The organism is Demequina litorisediminis (assembly GCF_030161615.1).
Lineage (GTDB): Bacteria > Actinomycetota > Actinomycetes > Actinomycetales > Demequinaceae > Demequina > Demequina litorisediminis.
Genome location: NZ_BSUN01000001.1, coordinates 2,020,072 through 2,035,673, shown reverse-complemented (window position 1 = coordinate 2,035,673; position 15,602 = coordinate 2,020,072). Strand labels below are relative to the sequence as shown.

General features: G+C 70.5%; 14 protein-coding genes and 7 pseudogenes. 9 read left to right on the top strand and 12 right to left on the bottom strand.

Annotated features, from left to right (window positions below):
- Positions 1 to 2: 2 nt before the first annotated feature.
- From QQK48_RS12505 to QQK48_RS12495, 3 genes are all read right to left on the bottom strand, one after another.
- Positions 3 to 755 (bottom strand): substrate-binding domain-containing protein, encoded by a 753-nt coding sequence (locus tag QQK48_RS12505; protein ID WP_284328665.1) that lies wholly within the window; start codon positions 753 to 755, stop codon positions 3 to 5.
- On the bottom strand, positions 664 to 1,116 hold the full coding sequence (locus QQK48_RS12500; RefSeq protein ID WP_284328664.1) for a type 1 periplasmic-binding domain-containing protein: 453 nt from the start codon (positions 1,114 to 1,116) through the stop codon (positions 664 to 666). The genes QQK48_RS12505 and QQK48_RS12500 overlap by 92 nt, the downstream gene beginning before the upstream one ends.
- Before the next feature lie 108 nt (positions 1,117 to 1,224).
- Positions 1,225 to 1,461, bottom strand: coding sequence for a LacI family DNA-binding transcriptional regulator (locus tag QQK48_RS12495; RefSeq protein WP_284328663.1), 237 nt, complete (start codon positions 1,459 to 1,461; stop codon positions 1,225 to 1,227).
- Between the two features lie 275 nt (positions 1,462 to 1,736).
- On the opposite strand from QQK48_RS12495, the pseudogene rhaI reads away from it, so the two are divergent.
- The 9 genes and pseudogenes from rhaI (at position 1,737) to QQK48_RS12465 (ending at position 8,805) form a co-directional block, all read left to right on the top strand.
- A pseudogene (gene rhaI / locus QQK48_RS12490) lies at positions 1,737 to 2,905 on the top strand (L-rhamnose isomerase).
- Between the two features lie 3 nt (positions 2,906 to 2,908).
- Positions 2,909 to 3,256, top strand: a complete 348-nt coding sequence (locus tag QQK48_RS12485) for an L-rhamnose mutarotase (protein WP_284328662.1) — start codon at positions 2,909 to 2,911, stop codon at positions 3,254 to 3,256.
- Positions 3,253 to 4,068 carry an alpha/beta hydrolase gene (locus QQK48_RS12480; RefSeq protein ID WP_284328661.1) on the top strand — a complete coding sequence of 272 codons (816 nt, stop codon included), beginning with the start codon at positions 3,253 to 3,255 and terminating at the stop codon, positions 4,066 to 4,068. Before QQK48_RS12485 ends, QQK48_RS12480 begins: the two co-directional genes overlap by 4 nt.
- Positions 4,069 to 4,083: 15 nt before the next feature.
- A pseudogene (locus QQK48_RS22505) lies at positions 4,084 to 4,503 on the top strand (class II aldolase/adducin family protein); the annotation flags it as partial.
- 467 nt (positions 4,504 to 4,970) lie between these two features.
- Complete coding sequence (locus tag QQK48_RS22500; protein WP_488798432.1) at positions 4,971 to 5,048, top strand: hypothetical protein; 78 nt, start codon at positions 4,971 to 4,973, stop codon at positions 5,046 to 5,048.
- Positions 5,047 to 5,298: pseudogene (locus QQK48_RS22495) on the top strand (bifunctional rhamnulose-1-phosphate aldolase/short-chain dehydrogenase); the annotation flags it as partial. The gene QQK48_RS22500 and the pseudogene QQK48_RS22495, both read left to right, overlap by 2 nt.
- Entirely contained in the window at positions 5,278 to 6,123 is an 846-nt protein-coding gene (locus QQK48_RS21925) for an SDR family oxidoreductase (protein WP_488798431.1), read from the top strand. The pseudogene QQK48_RS22495 and the gene QQK48_RS21925, both read left to right, overlap by 21 nt.
- A gap of 441 nt (positions 6,124 to 6,564) precedes the next feature.
- A complete protein-coding gene (locus tag QQK48_RS12470; RefSeq protein WP_348523613.1) occupies positions 6,565 to 7,563 on the top strand; it encodes a rhamnulokinase in 999 nt (332 codons plus the stop codon).
- Between the two features lie 2 nt (positions 7,564 to 7,565).
- Positions 7,566 to 8,805, top strand: a pseudogene (locus QQK48_RS12465) (alpha-hydroxy acid oxidase).
- A gap of 9 nt (positions 8,806 to 8,814) precedes the next feature.
- Here QQK48_RS12465 and QQK48_RS12460 read toward each other — a convergent pair.
- The 9 genes and pseudogenes from QQK48_RS12460 to QQK48_RS20080 form a co-directional block, all read right to left on the bottom strand.
- Positions 8,815 to 9,192 (bottom strand): hypothetical protein, encoded by a 378-nt coding sequence (locus QQK48_RS12460; RefSeq protein WP_284328660.1) that lies wholly within the window; start codon positions 9,190 to 9,192, stop codon positions 8,815 to 8,817.
- A 394-nt stretch (positions 9,193 to 9,586) separates the two neighbouring features.
- On the bottom strand, positions 9,587 to 9,946 hold the full coding sequence (locus QQK48_RS12455) for a hypothetical protein (protein ID WP_284329391.1): 360 nt from the start codon (positions 9,944 to 9,946) through the stop codon (positions 9,587 to 9,589).
- A gap of 124 nt (positions 9,947 to 10,070) precedes the next feature.
- Positions 10,071 to 10,874, bottom strand: a pseudogene (locus QQK48_RS12450) (MFS transporter); the annotation flags it as partial.
- A gap of 18 nt (positions 10,875 to 10,892) precedes the next feature.
- Complete coding sequence (locus QQK48_RS20090; protein ID WP_348523612.1) at positions 10,893 to 11,360, bottom strand: PfkB family carbohydrate kinase; 468 nt, start codon at positions 11,358 to 11,360, stop codon at positions 10,893 to 10,895.
- Positions 11,254 to 12,162: a sugar kinase gene (locus tag QQK48_RS12445; RefSeq protein WP_348523611.1), complete on the bottom strand. Its 909-nt coding sequence runs from the start codon at positions 12,160 to 12,162 to the stop codon at positions 11,254 to 11,256. The genes QQK48_RS20090 and QQK48_RS12445 overlap by 107 nt, the downstream gene beginning before the upstream one ends.
- A complete protein-coding gene (eda, locus tag QQK48_RS12440) occupies positions 12,159 to 12,797 on the bottom strand; it encodes a bifunctional 4-hydroxy-2-oxoglutarate aldolase/2-dehydro-3-deoxy-phosphogluconate aldolase (protein ID WP_284328659.1) in 639 nt (212 codons plus the stop codon). The genes QQK48_RS12445 and eda overlap by 4 nt, the downstream gene beginning before the upstream one ends.
- A pseudogene (locus tag QQK48_RS12435) lies at positions 12,794 to 14,171 on the bottom strand (Gfo/Idh/MocA family protein). Before QQK48_RS12435 ends, eda begins: the two are co-directional and overlap by 4 nt.
- Before the next feature lie 96 nt (positions 14,172 to 14,267).
- A complete protein-coding gene (locus QQK48_RS20085; protein ID WP_348523791.1) occupies positions 14,268 to 14,510 on the bottom strand; it encodes a hypothetical protein in 243 nt (80 codons plus the stop codon).
- 152 nt (positions 14,511 to 14,662) lie between these two features.
- Positions 14,663 to 15,340: pseudogene (locus QQK48_RS20080) on the bottom strand (glucuronate isomerase); the annotation flags it as partial.
- Positions 15,341 to 15,602: the final 262 nt, after the last annotated feature.

Below are 15,602 nucleotides of genomic sequence, written 5' to 3'. Positions count from 1 at the left end.
CGCTAGTCAAGCACCTCGACCGCTTCTACCTGGCATTGCACCGGGAAGGACTCGGCGCACGCCTCCGACCAGACCTGAATGCTGTCCCCCTCGGCGATGTCCGCCGCATCTTCCACCGCCCCCGTCACGGGGATATCGTCCGTCAGGACGAACGTGGTGCCATCGAAGTACTCGTACCCGGCGTCCGGTACGAAACTCACGCGGGTCTGGTCGCCTTCGGTGACCACCGCATCGGCCGTGCCGACTGCCTCGGGCTCCCGCTCGGGCAGGGCGGCGCCGCCGGAGCAGCCCGCGAGTGCCAGGGAGGCGGCGACGGCAACCACGACGGCGGGAACGGCGAGCACTCGCTTCATCCCCACAGTGTGAACCAGTCGCGAGCCCGCGGCCCGGCGTGTCGCCTCGTGTCCGGCGGTCCCACCGGGGTGTCGGGCGCCGATCCGGTTCAAAGTGTGGGGCGTCAGGGCATCAGGGACGACGCGCGGGTCACGAGCCTCCGGCTGGAAGAGCACGTGCTCCCTGGTGGCATCGGGCCTCTTGTCGCGCTCGGCAAGAAGGAGGTCCACTGCGGTCGATCCGATCTGGCGGCGAGGCTGGCGAACTGACGAGATTGGGACCACAGCGGCCGCGGCGAACGAGATGTCGTCGTACCCCACGAGCGCCACATCACCGGGAATCTTCACCGGCTCCGCACCAGACAGGAGCGCCTGCTGCACGCCGATCGCCAGCAGGTCGTTGGCCGCGAAGACCGCGTCCACCTCCCCGGCCCGTACCAGGCTCGCGTACCACAGCGCCGATGCGCATCCCCTCCTCGAGCGTCAACGCCTCGGTCTCGATGCGGATCAGCGTGGCCCCGTCGACGGCCTCGACCGCCTGGGCGGCACCCTCGAAGCGATCCGCGACCTGATGGATCCCGCGCGGCCCTCCCACGAAGGCGAGCCTGCGACGGCCGCCGTCAAGGAGGTGGGCGGCGGCGAGGCGACCTCCCACCACGTCGTCCACGGCGACCGAGGCGACAGTTGCGTCGGCGGCGCCGCGGTCCACGAGCACCACGGGGATGCCCTGCTCGCGCAGACCGGCGACCGCGTCCGCCGCATCGGCCGTGGGCACCAGCAGCACGCCCGCGACGCGTTGGGTCTCGAACTGCTCCAGGTGCTTGCGCTCCTCTCCGAGGACTCGTCCGAGTTTGCCAGCGTGATGGTAAGCCCGGCCTCCTCGGCGCGCGCCTCAGCGCCACGTGCCACGTCGGTGAAGAACGGGTTCGAGACATCGAGCACGACGAGCGCCACCGTGGTGGACTGGCCAGCGCGGAGTTGGCGCGCGGCGGCGTTCGGAACGTAGCCCAGGCTCCGCGATCGCCTCGCGCACGCGTTCCACCGTGGCGTCCTTGACCTGGTCGGGCCGGTTCAGGACGTTGGAGACGGTGCCGACGGACACTCCCGCCAGCCGCGCGACCTCGCGCACGCTCACCGCCATGCCCCGGTCCCTCCGTCGTGGTTCATGCGTTGAATCGTGACACACCTGCGCCGATGCGCTGCGGCGCCTCTCCTGGCGCGCCGCTGGAAAGCGCTTCCCAAGTGTGCCACGATGACCCCATGCACCGTGCAGCGCACTGCCGCGACCGGCCTTGACAACACGTCACCCGAGACCTAGCCTCGACAGAGTTGAAACGATTCATAGCGGAGGCATCGGGACCTAAAACCCGCGCTCCCGCCCCACCGACTAAGGACAACGACGTCATGACGGACTTCGCGAGCATCGCGCACCGCCTTGAGGAGCAGGCCATCGAGCCTGCCCTCGTGGGCCTTCGGCAACTCCGGTACCCGCTTCCGGGTTTTCACCACGCCCGGCACCGCGCGCGATCCGTTCGAGAAGATCGCCGACGCCGCCCAGGTGCACAGGTTCACCGGCCTCGCCCCCACCGTCGCGCTCCACATCCCGTGGGACAAGGTCGACGACTACGGCCACTCGCGACCCACGCCAAGGACCACGGCGTCGCGCTCGGGACCATCAACTCGAACACCTTCCAGGACGCCGACTACAAGGCTCGGCTCCTCGCCCACCGCGATGACCGCATCCGCCGCAAGGCCATCGATCACCACCTCGAGTGCATCGACATCATGGACGCCACCGGCTCGCGCGACCTGAAGATCTGGCTCGCCGACGGCACCAACTACGCGGGACAGGACGACATGCGCGGCCGCCAGGACCGCATGCACGAGGCTCTCCAGGAGATTTACGCCCGCATCGGCGAGCACCAGCGCCTGGTTCTCGAGTACAAGATCTTCGAGCCGGCGTTCTATCACATGGACGTGCCGGACTGGGGTACCAGCCTACGCGCAGGTGGCCGCCCTCGGCGACCGCGCCACGGTGTGCCTCGACACCGGCCACCACGCCCCGAGCACCAACATCGAGTTCATCGTGATGCGGCTCCTGCGCCTGGGCAAGGCTCGGCTCGTTCGACTTCAACTCGCGCAACTACGCCGACGACGACCTCATCGTGGGCGCCGCCGACCCCTTCCAACTGTTCCGCATCATCGTCGAGGTGATCCGCGGAGGCGGCTACGGCAAGGACGGCGACACGGCCTTCATGCTCGACCAGTGCCACAACATCGAGGACAAGATCCCCGGCCAGATCCGCTCCGTGCTGAACGTCCAGGAGATGACGGCTCGGGCGCTGCTGGTGGACCGCGAGGCACTCACGGCCGCCCAGATCGACGGCGACGTCCTGACCGCCAACGGCATCCTCATGGACGCCTTCTATACGGACGTGCGCCCCGACCTCGCCGCCTGGCGCGAGTCGCGCGGCCTCCCCGCCGACCCGATGCAGGCCTTCGCCGACTCGGGCTACTTGGCCCGCGCCGCGCAGGAGCGCGTGGGTGGCACCCAGGCCGGCTGGGGCGCGTAGGCCATGCCGCGCATCTGCTTCACGCTCCAGGTGGACCCGACGCGGCTCGACGAGTACGTCGAAGCCCACCGGGCCGTCTGGCCCGAGATGCTAGAGGCGATCCGTGACGCGGGACGGCGCGACTACTCGCTGTTCCTGTCCCCCACCGGCCTGCTGGTCGGCGTCTACGAGACCGATGACGACGCCGCCTCCGCGGCGGCGCTCGCCGCCGACCCGCGCACCGCGCGCTGGGAGGCCACCATGGCCCCCTTCTTCGTCTCGCTCGACGGTGACCGGCCCGACCAGGGCGCGCCGCAGTTACCCGAGGTCTTCCACCTCGAGACCCAACTGCGCGAAGCGGGCCGCGCATGACCGAGGTGGCTGACGTCCTCATCGACGGCACGGTCCCGGCGCGGCTCTACCGCCCGGCCGATGCCACGGCTGGCTCGCTCGGCATCGTCTGGTGCCACGGCGGCGGCTTTGTCCACGGCGACCTGGACATGCCGGAGGCCGATGCGGTGGCCAGGCGCTTTGCCGACGCGGGCCACGTGGCCCTGTCCGTGGATTACCGCCTGGTCAGCGGCGGCGGGAAGCACCGCTTCCCCGCGGCGCATGACGACGTCCGCGCCGCGTTCGCCTGGATGGCCGCGAGCGCCGAGGACCTGGGCGTGGATCCCGGGGCGCTGATCCTTGGCGGCGCGAGCGCTGGCGGCAACATCGCCGCGGGCGTCGCCCTGCGCCTCGTCCGCGAGGGAGCACCCACCGCGCCTACCCACCTCTTTCTTGCCTACCCCGTCACCCACGCGAGCCTGCCGACCGCGAGCCCCGAGGCGGCATCGGCCGTCGCCACGGCCCCGGAGGCCAGCCGCTTCCGGCCCGCCAAGGTCGCCGCGATGAACCTGCACTACGTGGGCGACGCCGTGCTGCTGAGTGAGCCCTACGCATTCCCGGGCGGGCATGACCTTGCCGGGATGCCGCGCACCCTCATCGTCGACGGAGAGGCCGACGATCTGCGGGCCATGGGCGAGGCCTTCGCCTCCGAACTCGCGGCGGCTGGCGTCGACGTCACCTATGCCGTCGAGCCCGGCACCACCCACGGACATCTCAACCGCCCTGAGCCTCCCCACGCGGAGCGCACCCTCACCGCTGCGCTGGCCTGGCTCGATGCCGGCCTGCGTCCCTGACACCAAAGGATCACCATGACGAACCCCGCCGTCACCGACCTCATCAACCGCTCGAACCGCCTGGGCGCGAACCCCAAGAACACCAACTTCGCCGGCGGCAACACGTCTGCGAAGGGCTCCGAGATCGACCCGGTCACCGGCGAGGCGACGGACCTGCTGTGGGTCAAGGGCTCGGGCGGAGACCTGGGCACCCTGACGGAGTCCGGCCTCGCCGTGCTGCGCCTGGACCGCATGCGTGCGCTGGTGGACGTGTACCCCGGCGTCGAGCGCGAGGACGAGATGGTCGCGGCGTTCGACTACTGCCTGCACGGCAAGGGTGGCGCGGCCCCCTCGATCGATACCGCCATGCACGGCCTGGTGGACGCCAACCACGTGGACCACCTCCACCCCGACTCCGGCATCGCCATCGCGACCGCCGTCGACGGCGAGGAGCCTCACCCGCACCATCTTCGGCGACGCCGTGGTGTGGGTGCCGTGGCGCCGCCCCGGCTTCCGCCTTGGCCTCGACATCGCGGCGATCAAGGAGGCGAACCCGCAGGCGATCGGCTGCATCCTCGGCGGCCACGGCATCACCGCGTGGGGCGACACCTCCGCCGTGTGCGAGGAGCGCTCGCAGCACATCATCGACACGGCGGCCGCGTACATCGAGCGGCACGGCAAGGCCGAGCCCTTCGGCCCCGCGCTGGACGGCTACGGCGCCCTCGCGGCCGACGAGCGCCGGGAGAAGGCCGCCGCGCTCGCCCCGACGATCCGGGGCATCGCCTCGACCGACCGACCGATGGTCGGCCACTTCACCGACGCCGACGTGGTGCTCGACTTCCTGAGCCGCGCCGAGCATCCGCGCCTCGCCGCGCTCGGCACGAGCCTGCCCCGACCACTTCCTGCGCACCAAGGTCAAGCCCATGGTGCTGGACCTGCCCGCCGACGCCTCCATCGACGACGCCAAGGCCAGGCTGAAGGAGCCTCCACGGTGCGTATAGGGCCGACTACCAGGCCTATTACGAGGCGCACGCGACCGAGGAGTCGCCTGCGATCCGCGGCGCCGACCCGCTCATCGTCTTGGTGCCCGGCGTCGGCATGTTCTCGTTCGGTGCGAACAAGCAGACCGCGCGCGTGGCCGGCGAGTTCTACATCAACGCCATCAACGTGATGCGCGGCGCCGAGTCGCTGTCCACCTACACGCCCATCTCGGACGCGGAGAAGTTCCGCATCGAGTATTGGGCGCTCGAGGAAGCCAGGCTCCAGCGCCTGCCCCAGCCCAAGAGCCACGCCACCCGCGTCGCGTTCGTCACCGGCGCCGCCTCGGGCATCGGCAAGGCCATCGCGACCCGCCTCGCGGCCGAGGGCGCGTGCGTCGTCATCGCCGACCTGGACCTCGCCAAGGCTCAGGAGGCCGCCGCGGAGTTGGGCTCCACGGACGTCGCCGTGGGCGTGCAGATCGACGTGAGCAGGGCCGATGCCGTGGCCGCCGCCATCGACGAGGCCGTCCTCGCGTTTGGCGGCGTCGACCTGGTCGTCAACAACGCGGGCCTGTCGCTGTCTAAGCCTCTGCTGGAGACCACGGAGAGGGACTGGGACCTGCAGCACGACGTGATGGCGAAGGGATCGTTCCTGGTCTCCCAGGCCGGCGCGCGCGTGATGATCGACCAGGACATGGGCGGCGACGTCCTCTACATCGCCTCCAAGAACTCCGTGTTCGCGGGCCCGAATAACATCGCCTATTCCGCCACGAAGGCGGATCAGGCCCACCAGGTGCGCCTGCTGGCCGTGGAACTGGGACAGTTCGGCATCAAGGTCAACGGCATCAATCCCGACGGAGTGGTGCGCGGCTCCGGCATCTTCGCCGGCGGCTGGGGCGCCAACCGCGCCAAGACCTATGGCATCGACGAGGAGAACCTCGGCGAGTTCTATGCCCAGCGCACCATCCTGAAGCGCGAGGTGCTCCCCGAGCATGTGGCGAATGCGGCCGCGGTCCTCACGGGTCCCGACATGACCCACACGACCGGCCTTCACGTGCCGGTGGACGCGGGTGTCGCGGCGGCATTCCTGCGATGAGCGCAACCACCACGGGGACCCTCGCCGTCGCCGCCGTCGACCTGGGCGCCACGAGCGGCCGGGTCATGGTGGGCCACGTCGGCGACGGGGAACTGCGCCTGCACCAGGCGGCGCGGTTCCCCAACGGTCCCGTGGCCCTACCCGATGGTCTTCACTGGGACTCTCAGGCGCTGTTCCGCGCCGCCCTGGCGGGACTGCGGGACGCGCAGGCCTGGGAGCCCGGCATCGCCTCCGTCGGCATCGACTCGTGGGCCGTGGACTATGCACTGTTGCGCTCTGGCCGCCTGCTGGGCGAACCGTTCCACTATCGGGATGCGCGCTGCGATGCGGGGGTCGAGACGGTACACGCTCGCGTGGGCTTCCCGGCGCTCTACGCGCGCAACGGCCTGCAGTACCTCCCCTTCAACACCGCGTACCAGGCTCGCGGCGGAGGACCCCGCGGTGCTCGGAATCGCCGACCGGATGCTCCTGGTACCGGACCTGCTGGCGTTCTGGCTGACCGGCGCCGAGGTCGCCGAGCGCACCAATGCCTCGACCACCGGGCTGCTCGACGTGGCAACGCGCGAGTGGGACTTGTCCCTGGTCGAGGCGCTCGGCCTGCGCCCCTCCCTGCTGCCGGGCCTCGTCTCCCCCGGCGACCGCATCGGCCACCTCCTGCCGTCCGTCGCCGAGGCGACAAGCCTGGCGCCGTCCACCCCGGTGACGGCCGTGGGAAGCCACGACACGGCATCGGCCGTCCTGGCGACCCCCATGCGGGAGGCCGGTGGCGCCTACATCTCCTGCGGCACGTGGGGCCTCGTGGGCGTCGAGACGGAGACGCCGGTGCTCACCGATGCCGCGCGCGAGGCGAACTTCACCAACGAGGGCGGAGTCGACGGCCGCACGCGATTCCTGCACAACGTCATGGGCCTGTGGCTGCTGAGCGAGACGATCCGCACCTGGGAACGCGCGGGCGAGACGGTCGACCTGGAACGCCTGCTCGCCGAGGCCGCGGCCGTGGGCGGCGACGTCTCCGTGTTCGACGCGAACGACGAAGCGTTTCTCGCACCCGGCGACATGCCCGCGCGAATCTCCCAGTGGCTCACGGAGCACGGGCTTCCCGTCCCGGCCACGCGCGCGGAGATCACCCGCTGCATCGTCGAGTCGCTCGCCGTCGCTTTCTCCGATGCCGTCGCCGAGGCCTCGCGCCTGTCCGGTCAGGCGGTCGACACGATCCACCTGACCGGCGGCGGGTCGTTGAACACTCTGCTGTGCCAGCGCACCGCCGACCGCGCCGGGCTCCCGGTCGTCGCGGGGCCGGTCGAGGCGACCGCGCTCGGCAACGTGCTGGTGCAGGCACGCGCGCTCGGCGCCACGGGTGAGAGCATCGAGTCGCTGCGGGACCTCGTGGCCCGCACGCAGCACGTCCGCACGTATCAGCCTCGAGGAGGCACCCGATGAAGATGGAGCGACGCGTCCCGCGTCCCGCCGACCTGGCCCCGCTGATGCGGTTCAAGGGCTTCGACCCGAACGGTCGCAGGCGACGCCTGGCCAAGGCGCACCGCATCGAGGACCTGCGCGCGATCGCGAAGCGTCGCACGCCCCGAGGCGCATTCGACTACACCGACGGCGCGGCGGAGTTCGAGCCTGTCGCTCGGGCGCGCCCGCCAGGCGTTCCGCGACATCGAGTTCCACCCCGCGATCCTGCGCGACGTGTCCGCCGTGGACACCTCGGTGGACATCCTGGGCGGGCCGTCGGCGCTGCCCTTCGGTATCGCCCCCACCGGCTTTACGCGCATGATGCACGCCGAGGGCGAGCGCGCGGGCGCCTCCGCGGCGGGCGCGGCAGGGATTCCGTTCTCGCTGTCCACCGTGGGCACCACCTCCCCCGAGGGGGTGCGCGACGCCAACCCCGAGGGCCGCAACTGGTTCCAGCCTGTACATGCAGAAGGACCGCGACAAATCGATGGGGCTCGTCTCCCGCGCCGCCGATGCCGGCTTCGACACCCTCCTCGTCACCGTCGATGTGCCGGTCGCCGGCGCGCGCCTGCGGGACTCCTACAACGGCTTCACCATCCCGCCGCAGGCTCACGCCGCGGACGGTGCTCAACGCGATCCCGCGGCCCGAGTGGTGGTGGAACTTCCTCACCACCGAGCCGCTCGCGTTCGCCTCGCTCTCGGAGTGGAATGGGACCATCGGCGAGCCTGCTCGATGCACTCTTCGACCCCACCGTCGACTTCGACGATCTCGCATGGATTCGCGACCAGTGGCCGGGCAAGGTGGTCGTGAAGGGCATCCAGACCGTCGACGACGCCAGGCGCGTGTGGGACCTGGGCGTGGACGGCATCGTGCTGTCCAACCATGGCGGCCGCCAGTTGGACCGCGCCCCCGTGCCGTTCCACCTGCTCCCGACCGTGCGCCGCGCGCTCGGGCCCGAGGCGACCATCCTCCTCGACACCGGCATCATGTCGGGGGCCGACGTGGTGGCGGCTCTGGCGATGGGCGCTGACTTCACGCTGGTGGGCCGCGCGTACCTCTACGGGCTGATGGCGGGCGGGCGCGAGGGCGTCGACCGCACCATCGAGATCCTCCGCACCGAGATCGTGCGGACCATGAAACTCCTGGGAGTCGCGTCGGTGGCCGACCTGAACCCCGGCCACGTCACTCGCCTACGCGCACTCGCCCCCTGGAGCCCCGCGTAGGCGCAGGAGTTACGGAAGCCGAGTCAGTTCGAGGAGCTCCTCCTCGAGCGCGTGGATGTCCTCGTGGGCAAGCGACGTCCCCCACAGGGGCGCCACGCTCACCCCGTCGCTCGCGGCGACCACCAGGCGCACCACGCGCGGCGGAAGGCCGTCGTCCGCGAGCTCCTCGCGCCAGCGCCGCGCATCCGCGTCGGCGATGTGCTGGAGCGCGGGCTCTCCCATGACGTGGGCGGCCAGCGCGACGCTGTCACGCAGGCCGGCCGCGTCGCGGGCATCGGCCATGGAGACCCGGACGTAAGCGCGCAGCAGCTTTCCGGGCCGGTCGTCGCCGTCGGCAACGGCGTCGTGAACCGAGCGGCGGAAGGACTCGTACAGGCTCCACCGCAAGCGCCTCGGTCAGCGCCGCCTTAGAGGCGTAGTGATAGAGCAGCCCCCTTGGAGACGCCCGCCTCGGCGGCGACGGCGGCGAGGCTCGCGGCGAGCCCATCACGCAACACGACCCGGCTCGCCGCCTCGAGGATCAAGCGCTTGGTGTCCTCGGCCGTCCGTCCCTCGACGCGCCCCATGCCATCACCCTCCGTGCTCCACCAGAACCGCCGTGCGGTTGGCCGGGATCTTACGCCACGCCACCGCGGCACCCACGAGGAGAACAGCGGCCGCCACGACCGTGGTGATCTGCATGCCGTCGGTAAAGGCCTGCTGCGCCTGCACCAGGAGCGGGTCGCCGGGTTCCAGGACGGCCGATGCCGTCGCCAGCGAGTCCTCGACGGCCGCTGAGGCCTCAGGAGACGTGCCGGCGGGCACGTCGAGGTGGAGGCGGTACGCGAGCGAGGCGAGCGATCCCAGCACCGCGATTCCCATGGCCACGCCCAGGCTCGTAGGCGGTCTCGGAAATCGACGACGCGGCACCTGCCTTCTGCGGCTCCACCGCCGAGACGACGGCGTCGACGCTGAGCGTCTCGGACATCCCGATGCCCAGTCCCACGGGAATCAGCGCGAGCGCCACCCACCAGTAGGACGATGCGCCTTCCACCATGGCCAAGAGCACCAGCCCCGCGGCGGCCAGGGCGAGGGCACCGGCGATGGCCGGTCCCCTGCCATAGGCGCGCAGCGCTACGGCGACGACGAGCGCGACCGCCATGCCTGCGACGGCGATCGGCAACTGCGCCACACCCGCCTGGAGCGGACTCATGCCACGTGCGAGCCTGCAGGTACTGCGAGAAGAAGAACAGGACACCGCTGAGCGCGAACACCGTGATGAAGTTGACCGCCACGGCTCCGGCGAACTCCGGGACGCGGAACAGGTGCACGTCGACCATCGGCGCTTGCGAGGTGCGCTGGCGGCGCACGAAGGCGAAGCCGGCCGCCACGGCGATGAGCGCCGCGACGAGGGTGGCACCACCGAGGTCTCCTCCGAACGCCTTCTTCACCACATAGACGAAGGGAATGATCGCGGCCATCGACAACGCGCTCGACACGAGGTCGAATCCTCCGTCCGCGGGGCCGCGCGACTCGGGCAGCAGCCATGCGCCGGCGATGACGAGGATGACGACCACGGGCACGTTGATGAGGAACACGGAACCCCACCAGAAGTGCTCCAGCAGTGCGCCACCCACCAGAGGGCCGACGGCAAGTCCGCTGGCCGCGGCCGCCGACCAGATGGCGATCGCGCGCGTGCGTTCCGTGGGGTCGGGGAAGACGTTGCGGATCAGCGACAGGGTCGAGGGCATCAGGGTCGCGCCCGCGACGCCCAGGAGCAGCCGAGCAGCGATGAGCATCTCGGGGCTGGACGCGGTCGCGGCGAGGATAGAGGCGGCGCCGAAGCCCGTGGCACCGATCAGCAGGAGGCGCTTGCGGCCGATGCGGTCGGCGAGGTTGCCCATCGTGACAAGAAGGCCCGCGATGGCGAGCGAGTAGATGTCTCCCACCCACAGCACCTGCGTGGAGGTGGCGCCGAGGTCAGCGGAGAGCGCCGGCACCGCGAGGTACAGCACCGTGCTGTCGATGGCGAGCAGCAGCACGGCACCCACGAGCACCGAGAGCGCGGCCCAACGACGTGCCACAGACATGAGTGAAGTCCCTTCGAATTACTTAACCGTCTGGTCGGTACAGTAACACGACCAAGCGGCAACCCGCTCGGGCTCACGCCCCGACGTCGCCCTGGCGGGACATGAGTGCCACATCTCGCGCAAAAGTGACCTCCATGTCCCGCCCGCACGCATGCGGCGGGCCAGGCGGCCGATGCTGTGGCTTAGCGGTCGACGCGCGCGCCTCCCCCGGCGGCGAGCCTTGTGCACCTCGGCCTTGGTGGCCATGGTGGTGTCGCCCGGGGTGGTCATGGCCAGGGCCCCGTGGGCGGCACCGAGGCTGACGGCGCGCTCCAAGGATTCGCCCTCGAGGAGGCCGTGAATCAGGCCGCTCGCGAAGGAGTCTCCCCCACCCACGCGGTCAAGAATCTCCAACCCGTCCCGCTGGGTGGCACGCACCACTCCGGTGTCGCGCGACCAGGCCAACGCGCCCCAGTCGTTCACGGTCGCGGACCTCACGCCGCGCATCGTGGTCGCGATGACGTGGAAGTTCGGGAACGCCTGCGCAGCCGCGCCGATCATCGACGCGAAGCCCGCGACGTCGAGCCTCGGCGAGGTCCTCGTCGACGCCCGGGACCTCGAAGCCGAGCGAAGCAGTGAAGTCCTCCTCGTTTCCGATCATCACATCCACGTGCGGGGCGATGGCCCGGTTCACCTCCTGCGCCCGTTCCTTGCCCCCGATGGCCTTCCACAGGCTCGGCCTGTAGTTCAGGTCATAGGACACGACGGTGCCGTGACGGTGGGCGGCCTCGACGGCCGCGATCACGGTCTCGGCGGCCGTGTCGGACAGCGCCGCATAGATGCCACCGGTGTGAAGCCAGCGCACGCCGAGTTCCCCGAACAGGTGGTCGAAGTCGACATCGTCGGCGCTGAGTTGCGAGGCGGCGGTGTGGCCGCGGTCGGACACGCCCACGGCGCCGCGCACGCCGAAGCCACGCTCGGTGAAGTTCAGGCCGTTGCGCACCGACCGGCCGATGCCGTCGTAGGCCTTCCACACCAGGTGCGAGACGTCCACCCCGCCGGCGAGGATGAGGCTCTCCACCAGGTGGCCCACCTCGTTGTCGGCCAGCGCGGTGACCACGCCGGTGCGGTAGCCGAACGCCCGCGCGAGGCCGCGAGACACGTTGTACTCACCGCCGCCTTCCCAGGCGGTGAAATTCCTCGCGGTGCGGATGCGGCCCTCGCCGGGGTCCAGGCGAAGCATCACCTCGCCAAGGGACACCGCATCGAAACGGCACTCGGAAGCGGGCTTCACGTTCAGCACGGTCATACCAGGGCCTCCCTGCCCACCAGCGCCACGGCATCGGCCGTCAAACGCCGCACTTGATCAAAGTCACCGGACGCGATGAGTTCCCTGGGGACCATCCACGACCCACCCACCGCGTGGACCGACGGAATGGCCAGGTAGTCCCGCACATTCTTCGGCCCAACGCCGCCCGTGGGCACAAACCTCACGTCCTTGAACGGCGCCGCGAGCGCCTTCACCGCCGCGGCACCACCCGAGGTCTCTGCGGGGAAGAACTTCACGGTCGTCACGCCAAGATCAACGGCGGCCATCACCTCGGAGGCCGTCACCGCGCCAGGAAGCGCCAGCACGCCGCGCTCGGCGCACCGCAACACCACCTCGCGGCTGAATCCGGGCGAGACGATGTACGACGCTCCGGCGTCGGCCGCCTGATCCACCTGCTCAGGTGTCAGCACCGTGCCGGCGCCCACGAGCATGTCCCCACGCTTGGCCATGACGCGGATCGACTCCACGGCCGCGGCCGTGCGAAAGGTCACCTCTGCCACCGGCAAGCCTCCGGCCACGAGAGCATCGGCCAAACCCGAAGCATCCGCTGCAGAATCCAGTACCACCACCGGCACCAGCCGGTGCCGTCCGAGGCCCGCCAGCACGTCGCTCACAGCGACTCCCCCAGGTCGAGGCGCGCGATGTCCACCGGCTCGCCAGACACGAGGGAGGCGTTGCCCGCGATGCCCACCGAGACGGCACGCAGGCCATCGCGGTATCCCGCCGCGCGCCTCAGCGGGTCCTCACCCACCAGCAGGTCGCGACGGAACACCTCCATCAGCAGGATCGCGTCGCCGCCCCCGTGACCGCCGATGCCCGCCGGGATGTCCACCTCGACGGGCGCCTCCCAGTGACGCTGCACCACCAGCCTTCTCGCCGTGCGGGCGCAGCGCATCGGCGGCCAGCCCCTCGGGCGTGGCGGACGGGTCGAGCGTCACGCGGCCGTCCTCGTCGGCGATGACCGCACCCCGTTCGACGACCTCCAACTCCGCGCGACCCTCGGTGCCGTTCACCGTGACGCGGTAGCCCTCCCACGGGGCGTGGGCGTTCAGCGAATACGTCATGACGGCGCCCGAGCGATAGTCGACCACCAGCGCAAGGTTGTCCTCGATGTCGATGCCGTCGTCGAAAACGTCCCGGTCGCGAAGGTAGCCGTCGTGGTGCTCGGACTTGAGATAGAGGCTCCTCGAGCCGCGGGTCGTTCCGCAAATCAAGCGTGAACGGATCGCCCTCGACGCCGGTGCCACGCGTGGGGCGCTCGCCAAGGCCGCGAGCGCGGGCGTTGTCGCCGCCGTAGAACTTGAGGCCGCCGCGCGCGTAGACACGCTCGGGGACGTCGCCGAGCCACCAGTTGACGAGGTCGAAGTGATGCGAGGACTTGTGGATCAGCAGCCCCCCGAGTTCTCCTTATGACGGTGCCAGCGGCGGAAGTAGTCGGCGCCATGCACCGTGTCGAGCGCCCACTCGAAGTGGACGGCGGTCACGCGGCCGATGCGCCCCGAGGCGATCACTTCCCGCAGCGTCGAGTTGCGCGGCGCGTACCGGTAGTTGAACGTCATCACGAGGTCGCGCCCCGTCTCCGCGACGGCGCGCGTGATGGTGCGGCAGCCCTCCGCGGTGGTGGTGAGAGGCTTCTCCACGACCACGTTGGCGCCCGCCCTCATGGCGCGGTCCACCATCTCGGCGTGCGTCGCGTCGATGGTGGTCACGATGACGGTGTCCACCGACTGCTCGGCGATCATCGCCTCGAGGCCGTCGGCGTCGTAGCGCGGCAGCCCCGCGGGTCCGTTGGAGCCCGACCGCTCCCCCACCACCGCGTCGTAGTAGTCGATGCGGCCAGGGTTGCGGTCCAGCCACGCGACGATCTGGGCGACATCGGCATGGTCACCGGTGATGGCGTCGACGTACATCCCCGCCCGGTGACCGGTGCCGATCACCGCGTAGCGGGTACGCGGCCGGTCGGCCGCAGGCGTCTCGAAGACCGGCATCACGAGCGGACTGGGTCCGTCGGCGCTCTCATAGCGCGGCGGGGCGGTGGGGTTCTGGTCGGCAACCTGAGTCACGGTGCGCTCTTCCAATCGGGGTCAGCGGGAGATGGCCGGGTAGACGGCGCGGGGGATCTCGTAGGCAAGGTCGATGGCCGTCTCGGCCGCCTCCTCGAGGGACAGCCGATGCTCGGCGACCAGCCGCGCCAGGTGGCCCGCGTCGATGCGCCTGGCCACGTCGTGACGGGCGGGGATCGACAGGAACGCCCTGGTGTCGTCGACGAACCCGGCCGTGTTGTAGAAGCCGGCGGTGTCGGTGACGGTGTCACGGAAGCGGCGCATCGCATCGGGCGTATCGAGGAACCACCATGGGGCACCGAGGCGCACCGCGGGGTAGACCCCGCGAGCGGCGCGAGCTCGCGGCCGAACACGTCCTCGTCGACGGTGAACAGCACCAGGGTGAGGCGCGGATCGTGGCCATACAGATTGAGCAGCGGGCGCAGCGCCTTGGCGTGGTCGATGGGGATCGGGATGTCGTAGCCCACGTCGGGGCCGCGCTCGGCGAACACCCTGGCGTCATAGTCCCGCAGCACCCCCGGGTGGAGTTGCATCACGAGGCCGTCCTCGCAGGACATGCGCGCCATCTCGGTGAGCATGTGGCCCGCAAAGATCCTGGCCGATGCCGCATCGACCTTGCCCGCGAGCGCGGCCTGGAGCATGCGGTCGGCCTGGGTGGGGCTGAGCGGAGCGGTCTCGGCGTACAGGTGGCCGTGGTCGGTGGCGCGGGCACCGGCGGCCACAAAAGCCGCCCGGCGGGACTCGATGGCTTCGATGTAGGTCGCGTAGTTGACGATGTCGACGCCTGCACGCTCCCCCATGGCGCGCACGCTCGCGAGCCAGTCGGGCCGGTCGAGGTTCACCACGGCATCGGGCCGGAAGGTGGGCACCACGCGCTCGCCGTAGCCGTCCGCGGCAAGCCGGGCGTGCGACGCGAGCGGATCGTCGGCGGCATCGGTGGTGGCGAGAATCTCGATGTGGAGGCTGTCGAGCAGCGCGAGGGGGCGGAAGCCGGGCTCGGCGAGGCGTTCGGCGATGGCGTCGAAGGTCTGGTCGGCGTTCTCGGCGCTCAGGCGCGAGGTGACGCCGAGCACCTCCTCGAGCACGTGCTCCATCCACAGCCTGGTGGGGGTGCCGCGGAACAGCCTTCCAGCGCGAGGCGAAGGCGCGCCAGATCTCGCGCGCATCGGATTCCACCGGCCCGCCGTCGCGGCGCGAGACGCCGAGCGAGTCGTGGGAGACGCCCTGCGAAATCAACATGCGCACCAGGTAGTGGTCGGGGATCACGAGCAGCGAGGCGGGGTCGGGGAACGCCGCGTTCTGGGCCAGCATCGCCGCGTCGACGTGCCCGTGCATCGACACGAGCGGAAGCGACCG

Excerpts from the sequence above, each read along its gene's own strand:
- QQK48_RS12485 (WP_284328662.1), top strand. The coding sequence starts at position 2,909 with ATGCCGCGCATCTGCTTCACGCTCCAGGTGGACCCGACGCGGCTCGAC.
- QQK48_RS20085 (WP_348523791.1), bottom strand. The coding sequence starts at position 14,510 with ATGCGCCGCTTCCGTGACACCGTCACCGACACCGCCGGCTTCTACAAC.
- QQK48_RS20090 (WP_348523612.1), bottom strand. The coding sequence starts at position 11,360 with ATGCGCGGCGTGAGGTCCGCGACCGTGAACGACTGGGGCGCGTTGGCC.
- QQK48_RS12445 (WP_348523611.1), bottom strand. The coding sequence starts at position 12,162 with ATGACCGTGCTGAACGTGAAGCCCGCTTCCGAGTGCCGTTTCGATGCG.
- QQK48_RS12480 (WP_284328661.1), top strand. The coding sequence starts at position 3,253 with ATGACCGAGGTGGCTGACGTCCTCATCGACGGCACGGTCCCGGCGCGG.
- QQK48_RS12455 (WP_284329391.1), bottom strand. The coding sequence starts at position 9,946 with ATGGCGGTCGCGCTCGTCGTCGCCGTAGCGCTGCGCGCCTATGGCAGG.
- QQK48_RS22500 (WP_488798432.1), top strand. The coding sequence starts at position 4,971 with ATGGTGCTGGACCTGCCCGCCGACGCCTCCATCGACGACGCCAAGGCC.